Origin of the sequence: Inquilinus sp. (genome assembly GCF_039594555.1) — a bacterium.
GTDB lineage: Bacteria > Pseudomonadota > Alphaproteobacteria > DSM-16000 > Inquilinaceae > Inquilinus.
This window is the reverse complement of the sequence record NZ_JBCNNF010000146.1, coordinates 1-15,565: the sequence shown is the minus strand read 5'-3', so window position 1 is coordinate 15,565 and position 15,565 is coordinate 1. Positions and strand designations below refer to the sequence as shown.

Sequence of the window (15,565 nt, the reverse complement as noted above, 5' to 3'; positions counted from 1 at the left end):
GCCGCTGCATAGTCCTGCCACGTGGCGAAGCCGTAGGTCCGCGCATCCTCCAGCCCGCGCGGCGCGCCGTCAGTGACGTGCAGGAGCGCGATCCCGGGCAGGTGCCGCAACTGCCCGCCGATACCGATCGTTTCGTCATCGGGGTGGGCGACGACGACCGCCGCCTCGGCCGGGGCGACCGCAGTCCCGGCCAGGGACGACAGCAGCGTCGATGCCGCGGCCCCCATCGCTCAGCCCAATGCCCGCCGCGGCTCCGCCCGGGTGCCGTAGCGGCGGATCATGTCGGCGCAGAAGGCGGCGAACTCCGCCTTGTCGACCGGCGGGCTGGTGTGGTGGGGCATCAGGCCGCGATGTTCCGGCGTGAAGCAGAAGGTGACGGTGACGTCGAAATCCGCCAGCGCCTCCATCTGCCGGTCGAACCAGGCCAGCGCGTCCGGCCGGAAGCTGTCGGCCCAGGACAGGCCGGTGCGCAGATGCGTGACGCCGAGCCGCTTCATCCAGGCCACGGAGTCGTCCAGCCGGTGGTCCTGGTAGTGGAACCACTGACACAGGCCCATGGCCGGCGCGTGCCGGGCGAAGCGCTCCAGCGCCGGCTTGGGCGTGCCGTCCTCGCGCAGCAGGCCCATGTAGAAGTGCCGGTAGTAGGACGAGCCTTCGGCCTCCCGGTGCCGGGTCGTCGCCTCCCAGGCGCTGGGCAGATCGTACAGGCTGTACCAGTGGATGCGCGGCGCCCGGCCGACGAGAAGCTCGGCGGTGCGGTCGAGGCCCCAGGCCTGCACCTCCTCCGCCCCGAAGCTGGAGACGCCGACCTCGCTGACCCAGACCGGCAGGTCGGTGACGGCCCGGATCTCGTCCAGCTTGGCGGGCCATTCCCCGATCTGCCACAGGTTCCAGTCCAGCGGGAAGCCGTGCACCGCCACCGCGTCGAGGCGGTCCAGCACGCCGCGCCGCTTCATGCCCTCGATGAAGACCGGGTCGATCGGCGAGATGCCGCCCAGCACCCTCGGGATGTCCGGGTTCTCGGCGGCGATGGCGTCGGCCGCGGCGATCGCCATGTCGGCGAACAGCGCCCAGTCCGGATCGAGCTCGCGGTCCCAATGCGACTTGTTGTTCGGCTCGTTCCAGATCATCGCCGCTTCGATCATGCAGTCCTCCCGCGGTTCGGATACACGGCGCCTTCCCCCTCCGGCCGGCCGGCGGGGCGGCAGAGATAGACCTCCGGCTCCGGATGCCCGGTGATCTCGAAGCCGGCGCTGCGCAGCATCGCCTCGACGCAGGCGCGGTTCGGCACCCACCAGTTGGTCGGGTCGTCGGCGTAGCGGTGCTCGATGAAATGCAGCTTCGGGAAGTCCGGCCGGTCGAACAGCGCCTCGTTCCAGAACGGATAATTGGGTTCCAGTGGCCCGACCTCGGCGCTGCCGCGCTGCATCGATTGGAACACCATCAGGTCGCCGACCACATGCTCGCGCACCAGGTCCAGCGCCAGCAGCGGGTGGCGCAAATGGTACAGCACGCCCATGAACAGGACGATGTCGAAGCGCTGGCCCAGCGCGGCGACGTCGTAGACCGAGAGATGCCGGAACTCGATGTCCAGGCCGGCGACCTCGGCGGCGAAGCGGGCCTGGGCCAGGTAGCTCTCGTCGAAGTCGACGCCCAGCACCCGATCGGCGCCGCGCCGCTTCATCTCCAGCGAATAGAAGCCGCCGTTGCAGCCGATGTCGAGCACGGTGCGGCCGCGCAGATCCTGCGGGATCGCTCCGGCAAAGGCTCTCCACTTCATCGCCGGATAGTCGCCCAGGAAATGGTCGGGCGCGGTGGCGACCCCGTCGAGGTCGATGTTGTGGAACCACGGACCGAGCGCCTCGGCCCGGCGGCGGATCTCATCACCGGACATGCGTCCCATGCCTGATGCCTCCGTCATTGATCGCGGATGGGGGCGCCGAAGGAGCGGCCGGCGGGCCAGCCGGTCGCCACCCGGGCGGCGGCCGCGGCGCCGGCATCGGTGCCGGAGGCGGCGTCGCCGAGCAGCCCGATCGCCGCGCGGTAGCCGTGCAGCGTGCCGACATCGACATAGGAGAGGCCGGAGCGGACGCCCACCGCCCGGCCGCCTTCGGCCAGCCAGGCATTGACCAGCGTGCCGATGTATTCGTCGCGCCGGCCGCGCCGCAGCCACAGGGCGTGCAGCTGGCGCAGCTCTCTCCCCGTCATCTTGAACGCGCCCCAGATCCAGCGGGTCCGGGCGTCCGCCTGCTTCACCTGGATCTCGCGCACCGCGCCCTGCTCGTCCAGCACGACGGCGTCGAAGAACTCGGGATGGTCGACCGGGAACAGCAGGAAGGACAGGCCGTCCTCCGGCAGGTCGGCGAAGCCGTCCTTGGGGAACCACACTGTGTCGGGCAGGCCGACCAGGACCGGTTCGTCGGGCCCGATCAGCGGCAAGGCGCGGAAGATCGCGTCGCACAGGCCGGACGCCTGCGGCTGCACCACATAGGTGGCGGCCGCGCCGCCATAGTCGCTGCCATAATATTCCAGGATGTCCGACTTGCCGGGGGCGATGACGAAGCAGATCTTGTCCGCCCCGGCCTCGATCATCCGTTCCAGCAGATACTCGCTGACGGCGCAGGGCCTCTCCTCGCCGCCGTCGATCCGGCTGCCGACCGGCAGCAGCTCCTTGGAAAAGGCCAAGGGCTGGATCCGGCTGCCGCGTCCCGCGGCGGGCACGATGCCCCACATCGATCAGGCCTCCATGGCGATGGGTCTGGCCGGCGCCGGCCGGGCGGAGGCGAGCAGCTCTTCCAGCTCGGCGGCCCGGCGGGTCGAGCTGTGCTCGTCCAGCACGCGCTCCCGGGCGGCGGCGCCGATCCGGCGCAGCTCGGCCTCGGACAGGTCCAGCGCGGCCAGGGCGTCGTCGGTGCCGCGGGCCAGCAGGATCTCCCGCCCGGGGGCGAAGAACTCCTCCAGCCCCGGCCAGGCGTCGCTCAGCACCGGCGTGCCGCAGGCCGCGGCCTCGAACAGCCGGCCGGACGGGCACCAGCCCATCCGCGCCATGGAGCCGCGGGTGACGTTCAGGGTCAGGCGCGACGAGGCGTAGAAGCCGGGATGGTCGGCCGGCGCCAGGTGGCGCAGGAAGTAGATGTTACCGGCCCAGGGGAAGTCGTCGGGGTACTGCGCCCCGGCGATGACGAAGCGCAGATCCGGCCGCCGCCGCGCCGGCTCGACCAGCAGGCTCTCCAGCGCCGCCTGCCGGTCCGGCGCATAGGTGCCGATGTAGGACAGGTCGCCGGCGAAATCGGGCCGCGGCGCCGCCGGGCAATGCACGTCCGGGTCGACATGGCCGTAGAGCGGCACGGCGATGCGGGCGCCGAGGCGGTCGCGCAGCGCGTCCAGCGCGCCGCCGCCGGTATAGCTGAGGACGAGGTCGAAATCGGCGAGGCCGCGCGGCCCGATATAGGACAGTGGCTGCCCCTGCTCCAGCCGCTCCAGCGTCACCGGCGTGTCGAGGTCGTAGAAGACGTGCAGCGGCCGCGGTGCGTCCAGCAGCAGATCGGTCGCCTCCAGGCCGTCGGGGCAGAAGGAGGTCACCATCGCGGCGTCGGCGTCGGCCAGATGGCGCGCCGCCAGGTCGCGCACCTGGGCCCAGGCGGGGTACAGCACCAACTCCCCCTGCTTCAGCGCATGCAGGTCGCGGGCGCCGGCGTAATAGGGCACGTCGCGCTCGAAGAACACCACCTGCCAGCCATGGCGCGACAGCGCCCGGATCAGGCCGCGCCAGAGCGTGGCGTGACCGTTGCCCCAGGAGGAGCTGACGGTGAGGCCGAAGACGACGAGCTTCATCGCGCCCTCCTAGTCCACGGTCTCGTTGAGGCCCAGCAGCCGCGCGCCCCAGTCCCCGACCTCCAGCCGGGTGATCGAGGCGGGCGCGATGTCGAAGCGCGGCCAGGCGTCGATCGCCAGGCCGAGATGGTGCAGCACCGCGGCCTTGATCACGTCGGCATGGCTGACCAGGGCGATGCACCGGCCGTCCTGCCGGGCGGCCAGCCGCTCCATCAGCCCGAGCACGCGCCGCTGCACGTCGAGCATGGTCTCGCCGCCGGGCGTGCGGATCAGGCTGCGCACGGCGTTCCAGCGCTGCCACAGCGGGTCCTGCTGCAGCGCCTCGAAGCCCTGCCCCGACCAGCGGCCGAAATCGATCTCGTCCAGCTCCTCCGCCGTCTCCACCGGCAGGCCGCAGGCTGCCGCGACGGCCTGCGCGGTCTGCTGCGTCCGCTCCCGCGGGCTGGCGACGATGGCGTCGATCCGTTCAACCCGCAGGCGGCGGGCCAGCCGGTCCGCCTGGGCCCGCCCCGCCTCGCCGAGCACGACGCCGCCCATGCGCCCGGCCAGGTAGCCGCCGACATTGTCGTGCGCGGCATGGCGCAGCAGCAGGAAGGTGGTGGTCATGCCGTGCCCTGCGGCGGGTCGCCGGCGATGAAGCGCAGCGTCCGCTCCCGCGCCACGGCGTCGGTGAACTGCTCCGGCGGCGACTTCATGAAGTAGCTGGACGGGCCGATCAGCGCCCCGCCGATGCCGCGGTCGAGGCCCAGCCGGGCACAGCGCACCGCATCGATGACGATGCCGGCGGAGTTCGGGGAATCCCAGACCTCGAGCTTGACCTCGACATTCAGCGGCACGCCGCCGAAGGTGGTGCCCTCGAGCCGAATATAGGCCCATTTCCGGTCGCTGAGCCACGGCACGTAGTCGCTGGGGCCGACATGGACGTTCTCGGCCGCCAGCGGGATGTCCAGCTGGCTCATCACCGACTGGGTCTTGGAGATCTTCTTCGATTCCAGCCGCTCGCGCTCGAGCATGTTCTCGAAATCGGTGTTGCCGCCGAAGTTGAGCTGATAGGTGCGGTCCACCCGCACGCCGCGTTCGCGGAACAGGTTGGTCAGCATGCGGTGAACGATGGTGGCGCCGACCTGGCTCTTGATGTCGTCGCCGATGATCGGCAGGCGCCGCTCCTCGAAACGCTGCCGCCATTCCGGGCGGGAGGCGATGAAGACCGGCATGCAGTTGACGAAGGCGCAGCCGGCCTCCAGCGCCTGTTCGGCATACCATTCGGCGGCCTGCTGGGACCCGACCGGGAGATATGAGACGAGGACGTCGGTCCCGGTTTCCTTGAGGATGCCGGCGACATCGGCCACCGGCTCCTCCGATTCCTCGATCCGCTCGCGCAGGTACTTGCCGAGCCCGTCCAGCGTGTTGCCGCGCTGCACCCGCACCCCGGTCGGCGCGACATCGGCAAAGCGGTGGGTGTTGTTCGGAGGGGCGGCGATGGCCTCCGCCACGTCCCGCCCCACCTTGCTGGCGGCGACGTCGAAGGCCGAGGCGACCTCGATGTCGCCGACATGGTAGCCGCCGAGATCGGCCGTCATCAGCCCCGGAAGCGGCTCGTTGCCGCGGGCGTCACGGTAATGGGTCAGTCCCTGGACCAGGGACGAGGCGCAATTGCCGACGCCCACGATTCCCAGGCGGATGGGTTTCGCGCTCACGCTTTCGACTCCCCTGCGATGCGGATCGGATCGGGAGGGACAGGCCGGCCGGGTGCAGGCCTGCCGATGTAAGTTCCTGGAAGGCCAACGGGGTGTTCGGAAAGCCGGTTCCGGTCGCGCTGCGGCCACCGCGATTTTTCGCGAACGACGGGCCGGAACCCCGCCGCTGCCAACGCCGTTGCCCGGCCATGCCAGCAGGACGCCCGCTTCCCCGGCCCGACGATATAGCCCGAGTTGCCCCGCCACACGTGCGGCTGACGCGCGGCGTCACGGCGCCGGCCGCCGAGAGCGGCTCCCGCCGGCCGATCTATGCGGCGCTGGCCGGCAACCTGGCGGTCGCGGCGATCAAATCGGCGGCCGCGGCCTGGACCGGCAGCACGGCCATGCTCAGCGAGGCGATCCACTCCGCCGTCGATTCCGGCAACCAGGTGCTGCTGTTGCTCGGCTTGTCCCGGGCAGCGCGCCCGGCCGACAGCCGCCATCCCTTCGGCTACGGCATGGAATACTATTTCTGGACCTTTGTGGTCGCGTTGATGATCTTCGCCCTCGGCGGGGTCGTCTCGATCTATGAGGGCGCCGAGAAGATTGCATCTCCCGAGCCGGTGCAGCGCGTCTGGGTCAACCTCCTGGTGCTCGCGGCGGCCTTCGTGTTCGAGGGCGGCTCGCTGCTGGTGGCCTGGCGCGAGTTCCGGCGCAGCCAGCCCGACGTCCCATTCTGGCGTGCCATCCGCGGCAGCAAGGATCCGGGCATCTTCGCGGTGCTGCTGGAGGACTCGACCGCACTCGCCGGGCTCGTCGTCGCTCTCGCCGGCTTGGTGCTGACGCTCGTGCTGGACGAGCCGATCTTCGACGGCGTGGCGTCGATCGGGGTGGGCTGCCTGCTGATTGCCGCCGCCGGCATGCTGGCGAATGAGACGCGAAGCCTGCTGATCGGGGAAAGCGCGGCGGAGCCGGTGGTGCGGCAATTGCGGCGGATCGTCGAGGAGGATCCGCGGGTGGCGCGGGTTGTCGAGATCCTGACCATGCATCTCGGCCCGGCCGAGATCCTGCTGGCCATGACCGTCGATTTCCGCGACGGGCTCGACCGCCGGGAGGCCCTCCTGGCGGTCGATGAGCTGACGGGGAGGCTGAAGGACGCCCAGCCCCGCGTCACTCGCATCTTCCTGCGGCCCAGTTCACCGGCGACGACGCCGCACCTGACCGACGCTGCCGTCAGTTGACGCCGATCTCCTGGCGGAGGTGGTCGCGAGCGCGGCCGAGGCGGGACCGGACCGTGCCGATCGGAATGTGGAACGCATGCGCCGCCTCCTCATAGGAATCGCCGTTGATCGCAACCGCCTCCACCAGTTCGCGATGATGCCGCTGCAGGCCGTCGATCGCTTTGCCGAGCCGGACGAGGTCCAGGACGTCGTCCTGGCTCGGCGGCTGCGGCCCGTCGAAATCCTCAGCGGGCACCGCGATCAGCCGGCCGCGGCGCTCGAATTGCGACAGGAACACGCGCTTCATCACCACGGAGAGCCAGCCGGCGATGTTGGTGCCCGGCTGCCAGAGATGGAACTTGTTGTAGGCGCGCAGCAACGTGTCCTGCAGCAGATCCTCCGCATCCGCCCGGTTGCGGGTCAGCGATCGCGCATAACGCCGAAGCTCGCAGATGACTGGGGCGACGACGGCTGTGAAGTCGGCACGGTCTGAAGCACGGCTCTGGTCCGGCATGGGGTCTTCCCCTTGTAAGGCTGGAGGCCACTTGTCATCGCATTCAGCGAGGCGATACCGAGCGGCAATAAAACTCAACGAACATACAAACAAACCTCATGCCGAAAACTTCGTTCCTGTTTTTAATTTATTATCAAATGATGGCATTTTCCTTCAGATAACAAATGTTTGTTCGATACTCGATTAACTGAAGACCTGACGGATTCAGCTAGGCTACCGGAACCGCGATCGCCGCCACGGCATTCAGGAAGCAGGTCGCCACCATCCGATGGATCAAGGCATTATGACTGTTGTCCGCCTGCCCGATCGCCAGCGCCCGGAGCCCGAGCACATCTCCTGCGACCAGTGGGGGCGGCCGATGTTCCGCTTCGTGGCCGAGTATTCGCATCTGGAGACCCAGTCGGGCCTGGAACGCGTCTGGACCGCGACGATCTGGGCCTATGACCAGGAGGATGCGGAGGCGCGCCTCGACGCCATTCGCAGCTCCGGCCGCCTGGCCGGCCAGGTGATCGAGACCGGGACTTGGTAGGAGCGAACCATGCCCGAGCAGACGCGCGGGACGCAGCCGACGACGCAGCAGCTGCTGCGCGACATCGACCGTGGCCTGACCGGGGACAAGATCCCAGCCCTGGATCCGGCCGCGGCCCCGCTCGGCACGGATGACGAGGCGGCCGGCACGCCGCCATCGTCGGACGAGGTCGGCGATGCGCGCGGGCGCGAGGCGATCGGCCGCCCGCCGGACACCCGGCTCGTCCAGGGCCACCAGGGTCCGGATCGCCGCAAAGCGCCGGGAAGCCTGATGCATGTCTCCGCGCTTGCGGTCGTCCTGGGCCTGCTGCTGGCGGCGGCACTCGCGGTCGGCCTGCTGGGGTTCGCCTGACCTAACCCCAGCATCGGATCCTGAAGCGGTCGATTCAAGGAGACGAGGCTATGGCATCCTGGACTGGCACATGGCGCAACCAGTACGGCTCTATCGTGGTGATCGAGGATGACAGCGGCGGGGTCATCCGCGGCAGGTTCCGCACGGCCCTGGAGGACAGCAGCTTCTTCGGGCAGGACATCCCGATCCATGGAGCCGCCTATGGCGACGTCATCGGCTTTACCGCCGCCGGCAACGGCACGGCCGGACCAGCCGCGGTCAGCTACACGGGGCTGCTCAGGGAGGGCAAACTCGAGACCCTCTGGCACACCGTCGCCGGCCACGCTTTGACAGGGGCCGCGGAAGGTGCACCTGCCGAGATCCGCGAGGTCGGGGCCTGGCGCGCCTTCGGCACCAGCCTGGACACGTTCGAGCGCATCGGCTGAGCCGTCGCGTCAGCGCGAGAACAGACGTCGCCACGACCATCGCTGTTTGATCACCGTCCATGGCGCAGTTCAACTGACGAGCGGAAATATATCATGTGATAATTTTACAGATTCATTGCGACTAAACTTTGCGAAGCGCGTGGCTGGCATAGTGCCCGAACCCTGCCGGTCCAGGATCCGCGGCGCCGCCTCGTTGCCTTTCGCAACGGCAGCCTCTACCTTCCTTGATGCCGTTGATCGTGCCCCGTCGATGGCGGAGCAATGTCGGTTTCGACAGAGGGACGCCGGATGGTTGGTCTGCCGGAATCAGCCGCGCCCGAGTTCCGGATGACGCGGTTCAAGCTCGGGCGGCTTGCCGACGAGCCGCAATGGCAGGCGCTGCTGCGCAGCCTCCCGGTGGCGGTGTACATGACCGATGCCGAGGGGTGGATCACCTTCTTCAACGACGCGGCGGCCCGGCTGTGGGGCTTGGATCCGGAGATCGGCAAGGCGCGGTACAACGGCGCGTGGAAGCTGTTCCGGCCCGACGGCACCCCGCTGCCCCATGACGAAGCGCCGCTGGCGCTGTCGCTGCGGGAGCGGCGGCCGGTCCTGGGGGTGGACACGATCGCCGAGCGGCCCGATGGCAGCCGGGTGCATTTCGTCCCCTATCCGACACCGCTGTTCAACGCTGCGGGCCGGCTGACCGGCGCGGTCAACATCCTGATCGACGTCACCGAGCGGTACCAGGCGGAGCTTGCCGCGCAGCGCCTGGCAGCCATCGTCGAATCCTCCGACGACGCCATCCTGGCCAAGGATCTGGACGGCATCATCACGGCCTGGAACGCCGGGGCGCAGAGGCTGTTCGGCTATGCCGCGGAGGAGGTGGTCGGCAAGCCGATCACGATCCTGATCCCGCTCGACCGGCACGAGGAGGAACCCCGCATGCTGACCCGCATCCGGGCCGGCGAGCGCATCGGCCGGTTCGAGACGGTGCGGCGCCGCAAGGACGGCAGCCTGGTCGAGGTCTCCCTGTCAGTATCGCCGGTCAAGGATGCCGAGGGCCGGATCGTCGGCGCGTCCAAGATCGTGCGCGACATCACCGAGCAACGGCGGGCTCAGGAGCGGCAGACCTTGCTGCTGCGCGAGATGAGCCACCGGGTGAAGAACCTGTTCGCCCTGGCCGGCGCCGTGGTGACCCTCAGCGCCCGGTCCAGCGCCTCGGTCGAGCAGCTGACCGAGGCGGTGCAAAGCCGCCTCGGCGCCCTGGCGCGGGCGCATGACCTGACTCTGGCCGACATCCGGCGCGAAAAGGCGGCCACCCCCACCTCGCTGCGTGCGCTGGTCCGAACCATCGTATCGCCCTACGAGGAAGTGCCCGGGCGGCGGGTGTCCATCTCGGGCCTGGATCTGGCCGTCGAGGGCCATGCCGTGACCGGCCTGGCACTGGTGTTCCACGAACTCGCCACCAACGCGGCGAAGTACGGCGCCCTGTCGATGCCCGGCGGGCAGGTGGAGATCACCCTCGCGGTCGAGGCCGACCAGCTTCGCCTCGACTGGGTGGAGCGCGGCGGCCCGCCCATCGCGGCGCCGCCGGAGGCCGACGGCTTCGGCACTTGGCTGGCGGACGGCACGATCAAGGGCCAGTTGAAGGGCGATCTCGTCCGGCACTGGCATCGCGACGGGCTGGCGATCGCGATCACCCTGCCGCTGAACCAGCTCGGCCCCTCATAGCCTGGAGGCTTCAGCCGGCTTCCTCGGCCTTGTGGATCTGCAGCAGCGCCACGCGGATGGCCTCGGCCTGCCGGCCGAACACCTCTGCCCGCTCCGACCACATCCGGGCCGATCGTTCCCGTCCCTGCTGGCCGGCCTGCTCGCCGAGGCGGCGGAGCATTCGGCCGCGCTCCTCCAAGGTCCGCAGGGCAACCTCCATGCCCTGCACCACCTCCCCCGACATCGCATGGCCGAAGGAGTCGGCAGAGTAGGCATGACCGAGATGGCAGCGGTAGCGCAGGGCGCCGCCGTCCTGCACCTCCCACATCACGCCGCCGCAATCCGGGCAGGTGAAGACCGAACGCTCGCCGAGCCGGTCGAGCGCCGCCATCTCGTCGCCGGCCTGCCTTGCCATGATGTCGACCTCCAGCCGGATATCCGCAGGCACCGCCACCGGCGGCCCCGCGGGGGCGGCGACCAGCCCGGCCAACAGGCCCGGCATGTCGTCCAGGGCGGCCAGATGATCCACGTCCGTTGCCGCCAGCGCGCTGCGGGGCATGTCCGGATATTCGGCATCGGCCGGGTCCTGGACCACCGTGATGCCGCCGCAGCGCCGCAGGGCCCGCAGGCCGGCGCTGCCGTCGTCGAGATATCCGGTCAGCACCACGCCGATGCTGCACGGGCCACAGCAGACGGCAACGCTGCGGAACAGCGTGTCGATGGACGGGCGGGCGCCGTTCTCCCAGGCGCCGTGGCCGAGCTGCAGCGTGTCGCCCTGCAGCAGCAGATGGCGGTTCGGCGGGGCGACATGGATCCGCCCGCGCACCACCGGCGCGCCATCCTCGGCGAAACCGGCCGGCAGGGGCCCCGCCCGGTCCAGGATGTCGGCGAGCGCGCTGCGGCGGTCGCTGGTCAGATGCTGGACCACCAGCACCGCCGCATCGAGATCGGCCGGCAGGCCCGCGACCAGGCGCTTGAGCGCGGCAAGGCCGCCGGCGGACGTGCCGATCGCCACGATGTCGCGGTTGGCCATGCCTGCTCCTTCGCGCCCACGGGCTGATCCCTTGACAACCTTGCCCGTGGGGTCGGCGTTCCCGGGTCAGCCGGGCGATCGCTCCGGATCCGGGCGCAGCTCGGTCATCGGCACCTCGATCCGGCATTGCAGGCCGGCGGGCTTGAAGGTGAGCTCGGCGTTGCCGTGCAGCTCATAGGCGATGCTGCGCTTGACGAAGCTGAGCCCGAAGCCTTCGCGGGTCGGCTCCGCCGTCTTCGGGCCGCCCCGCTCGGTCCATTCGATGCGCAGGAAGGGCGTGGCGGCGCTCTTGACCACGCGCCAGCCGACCTTGACCGCGCCGCCGGGCGCGGACAGGGCGCCGTATTTCGAGGCGTTGGTCGCCAGCTCGTGGAACGCCATGGCGAAGATCAGCGCCGCGCGGGCCGGCAGGAACACCTCGCCGCCCGTCAGCACCGGCGGATCCTTGCCTTCGTGGTAGGGCTGCAGCTCGCGCAGCAGCGTCTGGCGGAGGTCGGCGCCGGACCAGACATTCTCCGCCAGCAGCTCATGCGCGCTGGCCAGCGACTGGACGCGGCCTTCGAAAGACTGGCTGAACTCCTCCAGCGAGGCGCTGGACTGCCGCGTGCGGCCGGCGATCGACAGCACGCTGGCCAGCGTGTTCTTGACCCGGTGGTTCAGCTCCGCCAGCAGCAGCTGCTGCCGTTCCTCCGCCTGCCGCCGCTCGGTGGTGTCGCGCTCGACCACCGCCACGGGCACCAGCTTCCCGGCGGTGTCGCGGATCGGCGAGGCGGTGTAGGAGACGAAGATCCGGCGCCCGTCCTTGGTCAGCCTCTCGGTCTCGACCACGCTCTGCTGCGCCGGCTGGCGCTTCAGCCGGTCGAGGATCTGCCGCAGCTCGGACGACCGGTTGGCGACGGAGAGGAAGGACAGGGCCCGGCCGATCGCCTCCTCCGCCGAATAGCCGTACATGCGCTCGGCCCCGGCGTTCCAGCTGGTGATGGTGCCGTCGGGCGCCATGCCGATGATCGCTTCCTGCGAATTGTCGATGATCGCGGCCAGCCTGGCGAACGCCTCCTCGCTGCGCTTACGCTCGGTGATGTCGATGAAGGTGATGACGACGCCGTTGATGACGTTGTCGACAGAGCGGTATGGTAGGATCCGCATGATGTAGCTGGCCGACCCGTCCGCCAGCGCCACCTCCTGCTCCAGCCTTGTCAGGGTGCGCAGCACCCGGCTGACGTCGCGCGACAGCGCCTCGTAGGACAGGCGGCTGACGATGTCGGTGATCGGCCGGCCGTAGCCGCTCTCGATCAGGTGGAAGATCTCGGTGATCGCCGGGGTGAAGCTGCGCACCCGCAGGTTGTTGTCCAGGAACAGCGTCGCGATCTGGGTGCTTTCCAGCAGGTTCTTGCGGTCGCTGATGGCGCGGTCGAGGCTCTCGATCTTGGAGTTCAGCTCGGCGTAGACCGTCTCCAGCTCCTCATTGACCGATTGCAGCTCCTCCTTCGAGGTCTCCAGCTCCTCATTGGTGGATTGCAGCTCCTCGTTGACCGACTGGAACTCCTCGTTCGAGGACTTCATCTCCTCGTTCGAGGTCTCGAGCTCCTCGATCGTCGTCTGCAGCCGCTCCCGCGTCGCGATCAGCTCCGATTCCAGGTGCCGGATGATCTCGTCCTTCTGGACGTCCGACGCCGCCTCCGGCCGGGTGATGCCGAGCTGCTTGAGGGTGCCGACCTCCTGCACGATGACGACGCAAAGCTTCTGATCGGTCTCGGTGACCGCCAGCGGCTCGGCGATCAGGTTGATCGCCTGGAAGCCGCCATCGACCGGCAGCGACACGTTCTCGCGCAGGGTGCGCTGGCCGGAGGCGAAGGCCTGGTGGATGACGGTGCGCAGGTCCGGCCGCAGGCTGGCCTCGACGATGCTGAACAGGTTCAGGCTGGCCACGCCGGGCGACGGCTGCAGGTAGCGGCCGGTGCGGCCGGAGAAGTGCAGGATCTCGTAATGCTCATCGACCACGAAGCAGGCCGGCGCATAGCCGTCGACCACCCGCTGCGCCCGCCGGCTGATCGTATCCTTGACGATCGGCAGCGCGCCCGCCGGCCGCTCCAGCTCCATATGGTTGCGGTAGATCGACGTGGTCAGCGGGAATTCGACGGTCGGTCGCTCCGCCTCCACCGCCCGCGCCTTGAACAGGCGCTGGCGGCTGTCGATCTTGGCGAACAGCTTCGGGTGCTGGGTGATGTTCTCGGACGGCCCCAGGAACAGATAGCCGCGCTGCCGCAGGGCGAAGTGGAACAGCAGCAGCACCCGGTTCTGCAGCGTCGCGTCCAGATAGATCAGCAGGTTGCGGCAGGAGATCAGGTCGAGCTTTGAGAACGGGGCGTCCTTGATCACATTGTGCACCGAGAAGATGCACATCTCGCGGATTTCCTTGATCACGCGGTAGTTGCCGGCGTCCTTGACGAAATAGCGCTCGAGGCGCTCCGGCGAGATGTCGCGGGCGATCGTGTCCGGATACACGCCGTTCCGGGCGACCGTCAGGGCGTGGTCGTCGATGTCGGTGGCGAAGATCTGGACCTTCAGCGCGACGTCGCTCTCGATCATCCGCTCGCGCAGCAGGATGGCGATCGAATACGCCTCCTCCCCCGTCGCGCAGCCGGGAACCCAGACCCGGACCTGGTCGTCGGGGCCCTTCTCCTCCATCAGCTTCGGGATGACCTCGCGCTCCAGCACCTCGAACGCCTTGGCGTCGCGGAAGAAATGCGTCACCCCGATCAGCAGGTCGCGGAACAGCGCCTCGACCTCGACCGCATCCTTGCGCAGCAGCTCGACATAATCGGCCAGCGAGGTCATCTGCATCACCTGCATGCGGCGATGCACCCGGCGGATGAAGGTGTTGTTCTTGTACTGGCTGAAATCGTGACCGGTGCTGGCGCGCAGCAGGGTGAAGATCTTGACCAGATGCCGCCGCGTCTCCTGCCGCACCGGCGTCGTCCCCTCGCGCTTCAGGCGGGAGAGGGTCCGGGCATACTGGACCAGCTGCGCCGGCATCTCCTCGACCGGCAGCACGAAATCGACCAGGCCAGTGGCGATGGCGCTGCGCGGCATGCTGTCGTAGCGCGAGGTCTCGCCGGCCTGGGCCATGGTCAGGCCGCCGCCCTCCTTGATCGCCTTCAGCCCGACCGACCCGTCGCTGCCGCTGCCGGACAGGATGATGCCGGCGGCGGTTTCGCCATGCTGCTCCGCCACCGAGCGGAAGAAGCTGTCGATCGTGGAGGCGTGGCTGCGCGGCGTCTCGATCTGGAAGGCATCGCCCCGCATCGTCAGTGTGGTGTTGGGCGGAATGATGTGGATGCAATCGGTGGCGATGGTCATGCCGTCCTCGATCTGCACCACGGGCATGCGGGTGAACCGGCCCACCAGTTCGGCCATCGCGCTCTTGTGATGGGCGTCGAGATGGGGCACCAGCACGAAGGCCAAGCCGGTGTCGGCCGGCATGTGCAGGAAGAAGCGCTCGAACGCCTCCAGCCCGCCGGCCGAGGCCCCCATCGCCACGATCAGCCTGGCCGATGAGGAATCGGTTGCGGATCGACCGGAACGGGCAGAGGCTTTCCGGGACGGCGGGCGGCGCTCGCTCCGGCCTGCGGCTGCGGGTTTGGCGCGGGTCGGCACGCTGACTGTCTCCGTTCGGGCGGTACCGGGGTCAAGCAGGCCCGGCCGGTGGGATCGAATGTCGCCCGGCCGAATTTGCGGCTGGAAGCAACTCTATACCCTTTCGGCCTGTTGCCAAGTTGAGGTCAATTCGAAATCGGAGGTGCGTGATGTCCCCCTCCGCCGAACCCGCCCGGATCCTGGTGGTCGAGGACGAGTTCCTTGTCGCGCTGATGATCGAGGAGACGGTCCGGCGCCTCGGCCATGAGGTCGCGGGCCCGGTCGGCGATCTGGCCGGCGCCCTGCGCCTGGCGGAAGCCGAGCCGGTCTCGGCCGCCATCCTCGACGTCCATCTGCAGCGTGACGAGCGCGTCTACCCGGTGGTGAAGGTGCTGCGCCGCCGCGGCATCCCCTTCGTCCTGACCACGGCCTATCGCGAGAGCGAGCTCGATCCCGACTGCGCCGGGGAGATGCTGCTGCGGAAGCCCTTCGACGACCTGGATCTGAAGCGCTGCATCGACAGCCTGCTCCATCCCGTCGCGACCACGGCCCACAGCGATTGAATCACTCCGTCCCTGTTCCCGCATCTTCCAGGCATTCGATGAGACTGAAGACCACAATCAATGCCGACAGGAAGCATACCCTATAGATAGGG

16 protein-coding genes are annotated in these 15,565 nt (G+C 69.0%); 6 read left to right on the top strand and 10 right to left on the bottom strand.

The genetic code is table 11. The features are described 5' to 3' along the window. The 7 genes from ABDW35_RS17080 to ABDW35_RS17050 form a co-directional block, all read right to left on the bottom strand. Positions 1-227: hypothetical protein (locus ABDW35_RS17080; protein WP_343715087.1), on the bottom strand; the 227-nt coding region annotated here is incomplete at its 3' end. A gap of 3 nt (positions 228-230) precedes the next feature. After that, on the bottom strand, positions 231-1,145 hold the full coding sequence (locus tag ABDW35_RS17075) for a beta-xylosidase (RefSeq protein ID WP_343715086.1): 915 nt from the start codon (positions 1,143-1,145) through the stop codon (positions 231-233). Next, entirely contained in the window at positions 1,142-1,903 is a 762-nt protein-coding gene (locus ABDW35_RS17070; RefSeq protein WP_343715085.1) for a TIGR04290 family methyltransferase, read from the bottom strand. Before ABDW35_RS17070 ends, ABDW35_RS17075 begins: the two co-directional genes overlap by 4 nt. 14 nt (positions 1,904-1,917) lie before the next feature. Next, positions 1,918-2,733 carry a nucleotidyltransferase family protein gene (locus ABDW35_RS17065; RefSeq protein WP_343715084.1) on the bottom strand — a complete coding sequence of 272 codons (816 nt, stop codon included), beginning with the start codon at positions 2,731-2,733 and terminating at the stop codon, positions 1,918-1,920. Positions 2,734-2,736: 3 nt separating this feature from the next. Next, on the bottom strand, positions 2,737-3,834 hold the full coding sequence (locus tag ABDW35_RS17060) for a glycosyltransferase (RefSeq protein WP_343715083.1): 1,098 nt from the start codon (positions 3,832-3,834) through the stop codon (positions 2,737-2,739). A gap of 9 nt (positions 3,835-3,843) precedes the next feature. Further along, on the bottom strand, positions 3,844-4,440 hold the full coding sequence (locus ABDW35_RS17055) for a histidine phosphatase family protein (protein ID WP_343715082.1): 597 nt from the start codon (positions 4,438-4,440) through the stop codon (positions 3,844-3,846). Beyond that, positions 4,437-5,531, bottom strand: a complete 1,095-nt coding sequence (locus ABDW35_RS17050) for an inositol-3-phosphate synthase (RefSeq protein ID WP_343715081.1) — start codon at positions 5,529-5,531, stop codon at positions 4,437-4,439. The genes ABDW35_RS17055 and ABDW35_RS17050 overlap by 4 nt, the downstream gene beginning before the upstream one ends. A 248-nt stretch (positions 5,532-5,779) precedes the next feature. On the opposite strand from ABDW35_RS17050, the gene ABDW35_RS17045 reads away from it, so the two are divergent. Beyond that, positions 5,780-6,751 (top strand): cation diffusion facilitator family transporter, encoded by a 972-nt coding sequence (locus ABDW35_RS17045; RefSeq protein ID WP_343715080.1) that lies wholly within the window; start codon positions 5,780-5,782, stop codon positions 6,749-6,751. Here ABDW35_RS17045 and ABDW35_RS17040 read toward each other — a convergent pair. Next, on the bottom strand, positions 6,744-7,244 hold the full coding sequence (locus tag ABDW35_RS17040; RefSeq protein ID WP_343715079.1) for an RNA polymerase sigma factor: 501 nt from the start codon (positions 7,242-7,244) through the stop codon (positions 6,744-6,746). The two genes, ABDW35_RS17045 and ABDW35_RS17040, sit on opposite strands and share 8 nt — an antisense overlap. 283 nt (positions 7,245-7,527) lie before the next feature. Here ABDW35_RS17040 and ABDW35_RS17035 point away from each other — a divergent pair, with 283 nt between their 5' ends. From ABDW35_RS17035 to ABDW35_RS17020, 4 genes are all read left to right on the top strand, one after another. Beyond that, the gene (locus tag ABDW35_RS17035) at positions 7,528-7,773 is read left to right on the top strand and encodes a hypothetical protein (RefSeq protein WP_343715078.1); all 246 of its coding nucleotides are present in this window, start codon (positions 7,528-7,530) and stop codon (positions 7,771-7,773) included. Between the two features lie 9 nt (positions 7,774-7,782). Continuing rightward, entirely contained in the window at positions 7,783-8,124 is a 342-nt protein-coding gene (locus ABDW35_RS17030; RefSeq protein ID WP_343715077.1) for a hypothetical protein, read from the top strand. Positions 8,125-8,174: 50 nt separating this feature from the next. Then, on the top strand, positions 8,175-8,549 hold the full coding sequence (locus ABDW35_RS17025; protein ID WP_343715076.1) for an avidin/streptavidin family protein: 375 nt from the start codon (positions 8,175-8,177) through the stop codon (positions 8,547-8,549). A gap of 327 nt (positions 8,550-8,876) precedes the next feature. Continuing rightward, entirely contained in the window at positions 8,877-10,262 is a 1,386-nt protein-coding gene (locus tag ABDW35_RS17020) for a PAS domain S-box protein (RefSeq protein ID WP_343715075.1), read from the top strand. A gap of 10 nt (positions 10,263-10,272) precedes the next feature. Here ABDW35_RS17020 and ABDW35_RS17015 read toward each other — a convergent pair whose 3' ends face one another. Next, on the bottom strand, positions 10,273-11,274 hold the full coding sequence (locus ABDW35_RS17015) for a chemotaxis protein CheB (RefSeq protein ID WP_343715074.1): 1,002 nt from the start codon (positions 11,272-11,274) through the stop codon (positions 10,273-10,275). A gap of 66 nt (positions 11,275-11,340) precedes the next feature. Continuing rightward, positions 11,341-14,808, bottom strand: a complete 3,468-nt coding sequence (locus ABDW35_RS17010) for a CheR family methyltransferase (protein WP_343715073.1) — start codon at positions 14,806-14,808, stop codon at positions 11,341-11,343. Between the two features lie 272 nt (positions 14,809-15,080). Here ABDW35_RS17010 and ABDW35_RS17005 point away from each other — a divergent pair, with 272 nt between their 5' ends. Continuing rightward, positions 15,081-15,473 (top strand): response regulator, encoded by a 393-nt coding sequence (locus ABDW35_RS17005; RefSeq protein WP_343715072.1) that lies wholly within the window; start codon positions 15,081-15,083, stop codon positions 15,471-15,473. The last annotated feature ends 92 nt before the right edge of the window (positions 15,474-15,565 follow it).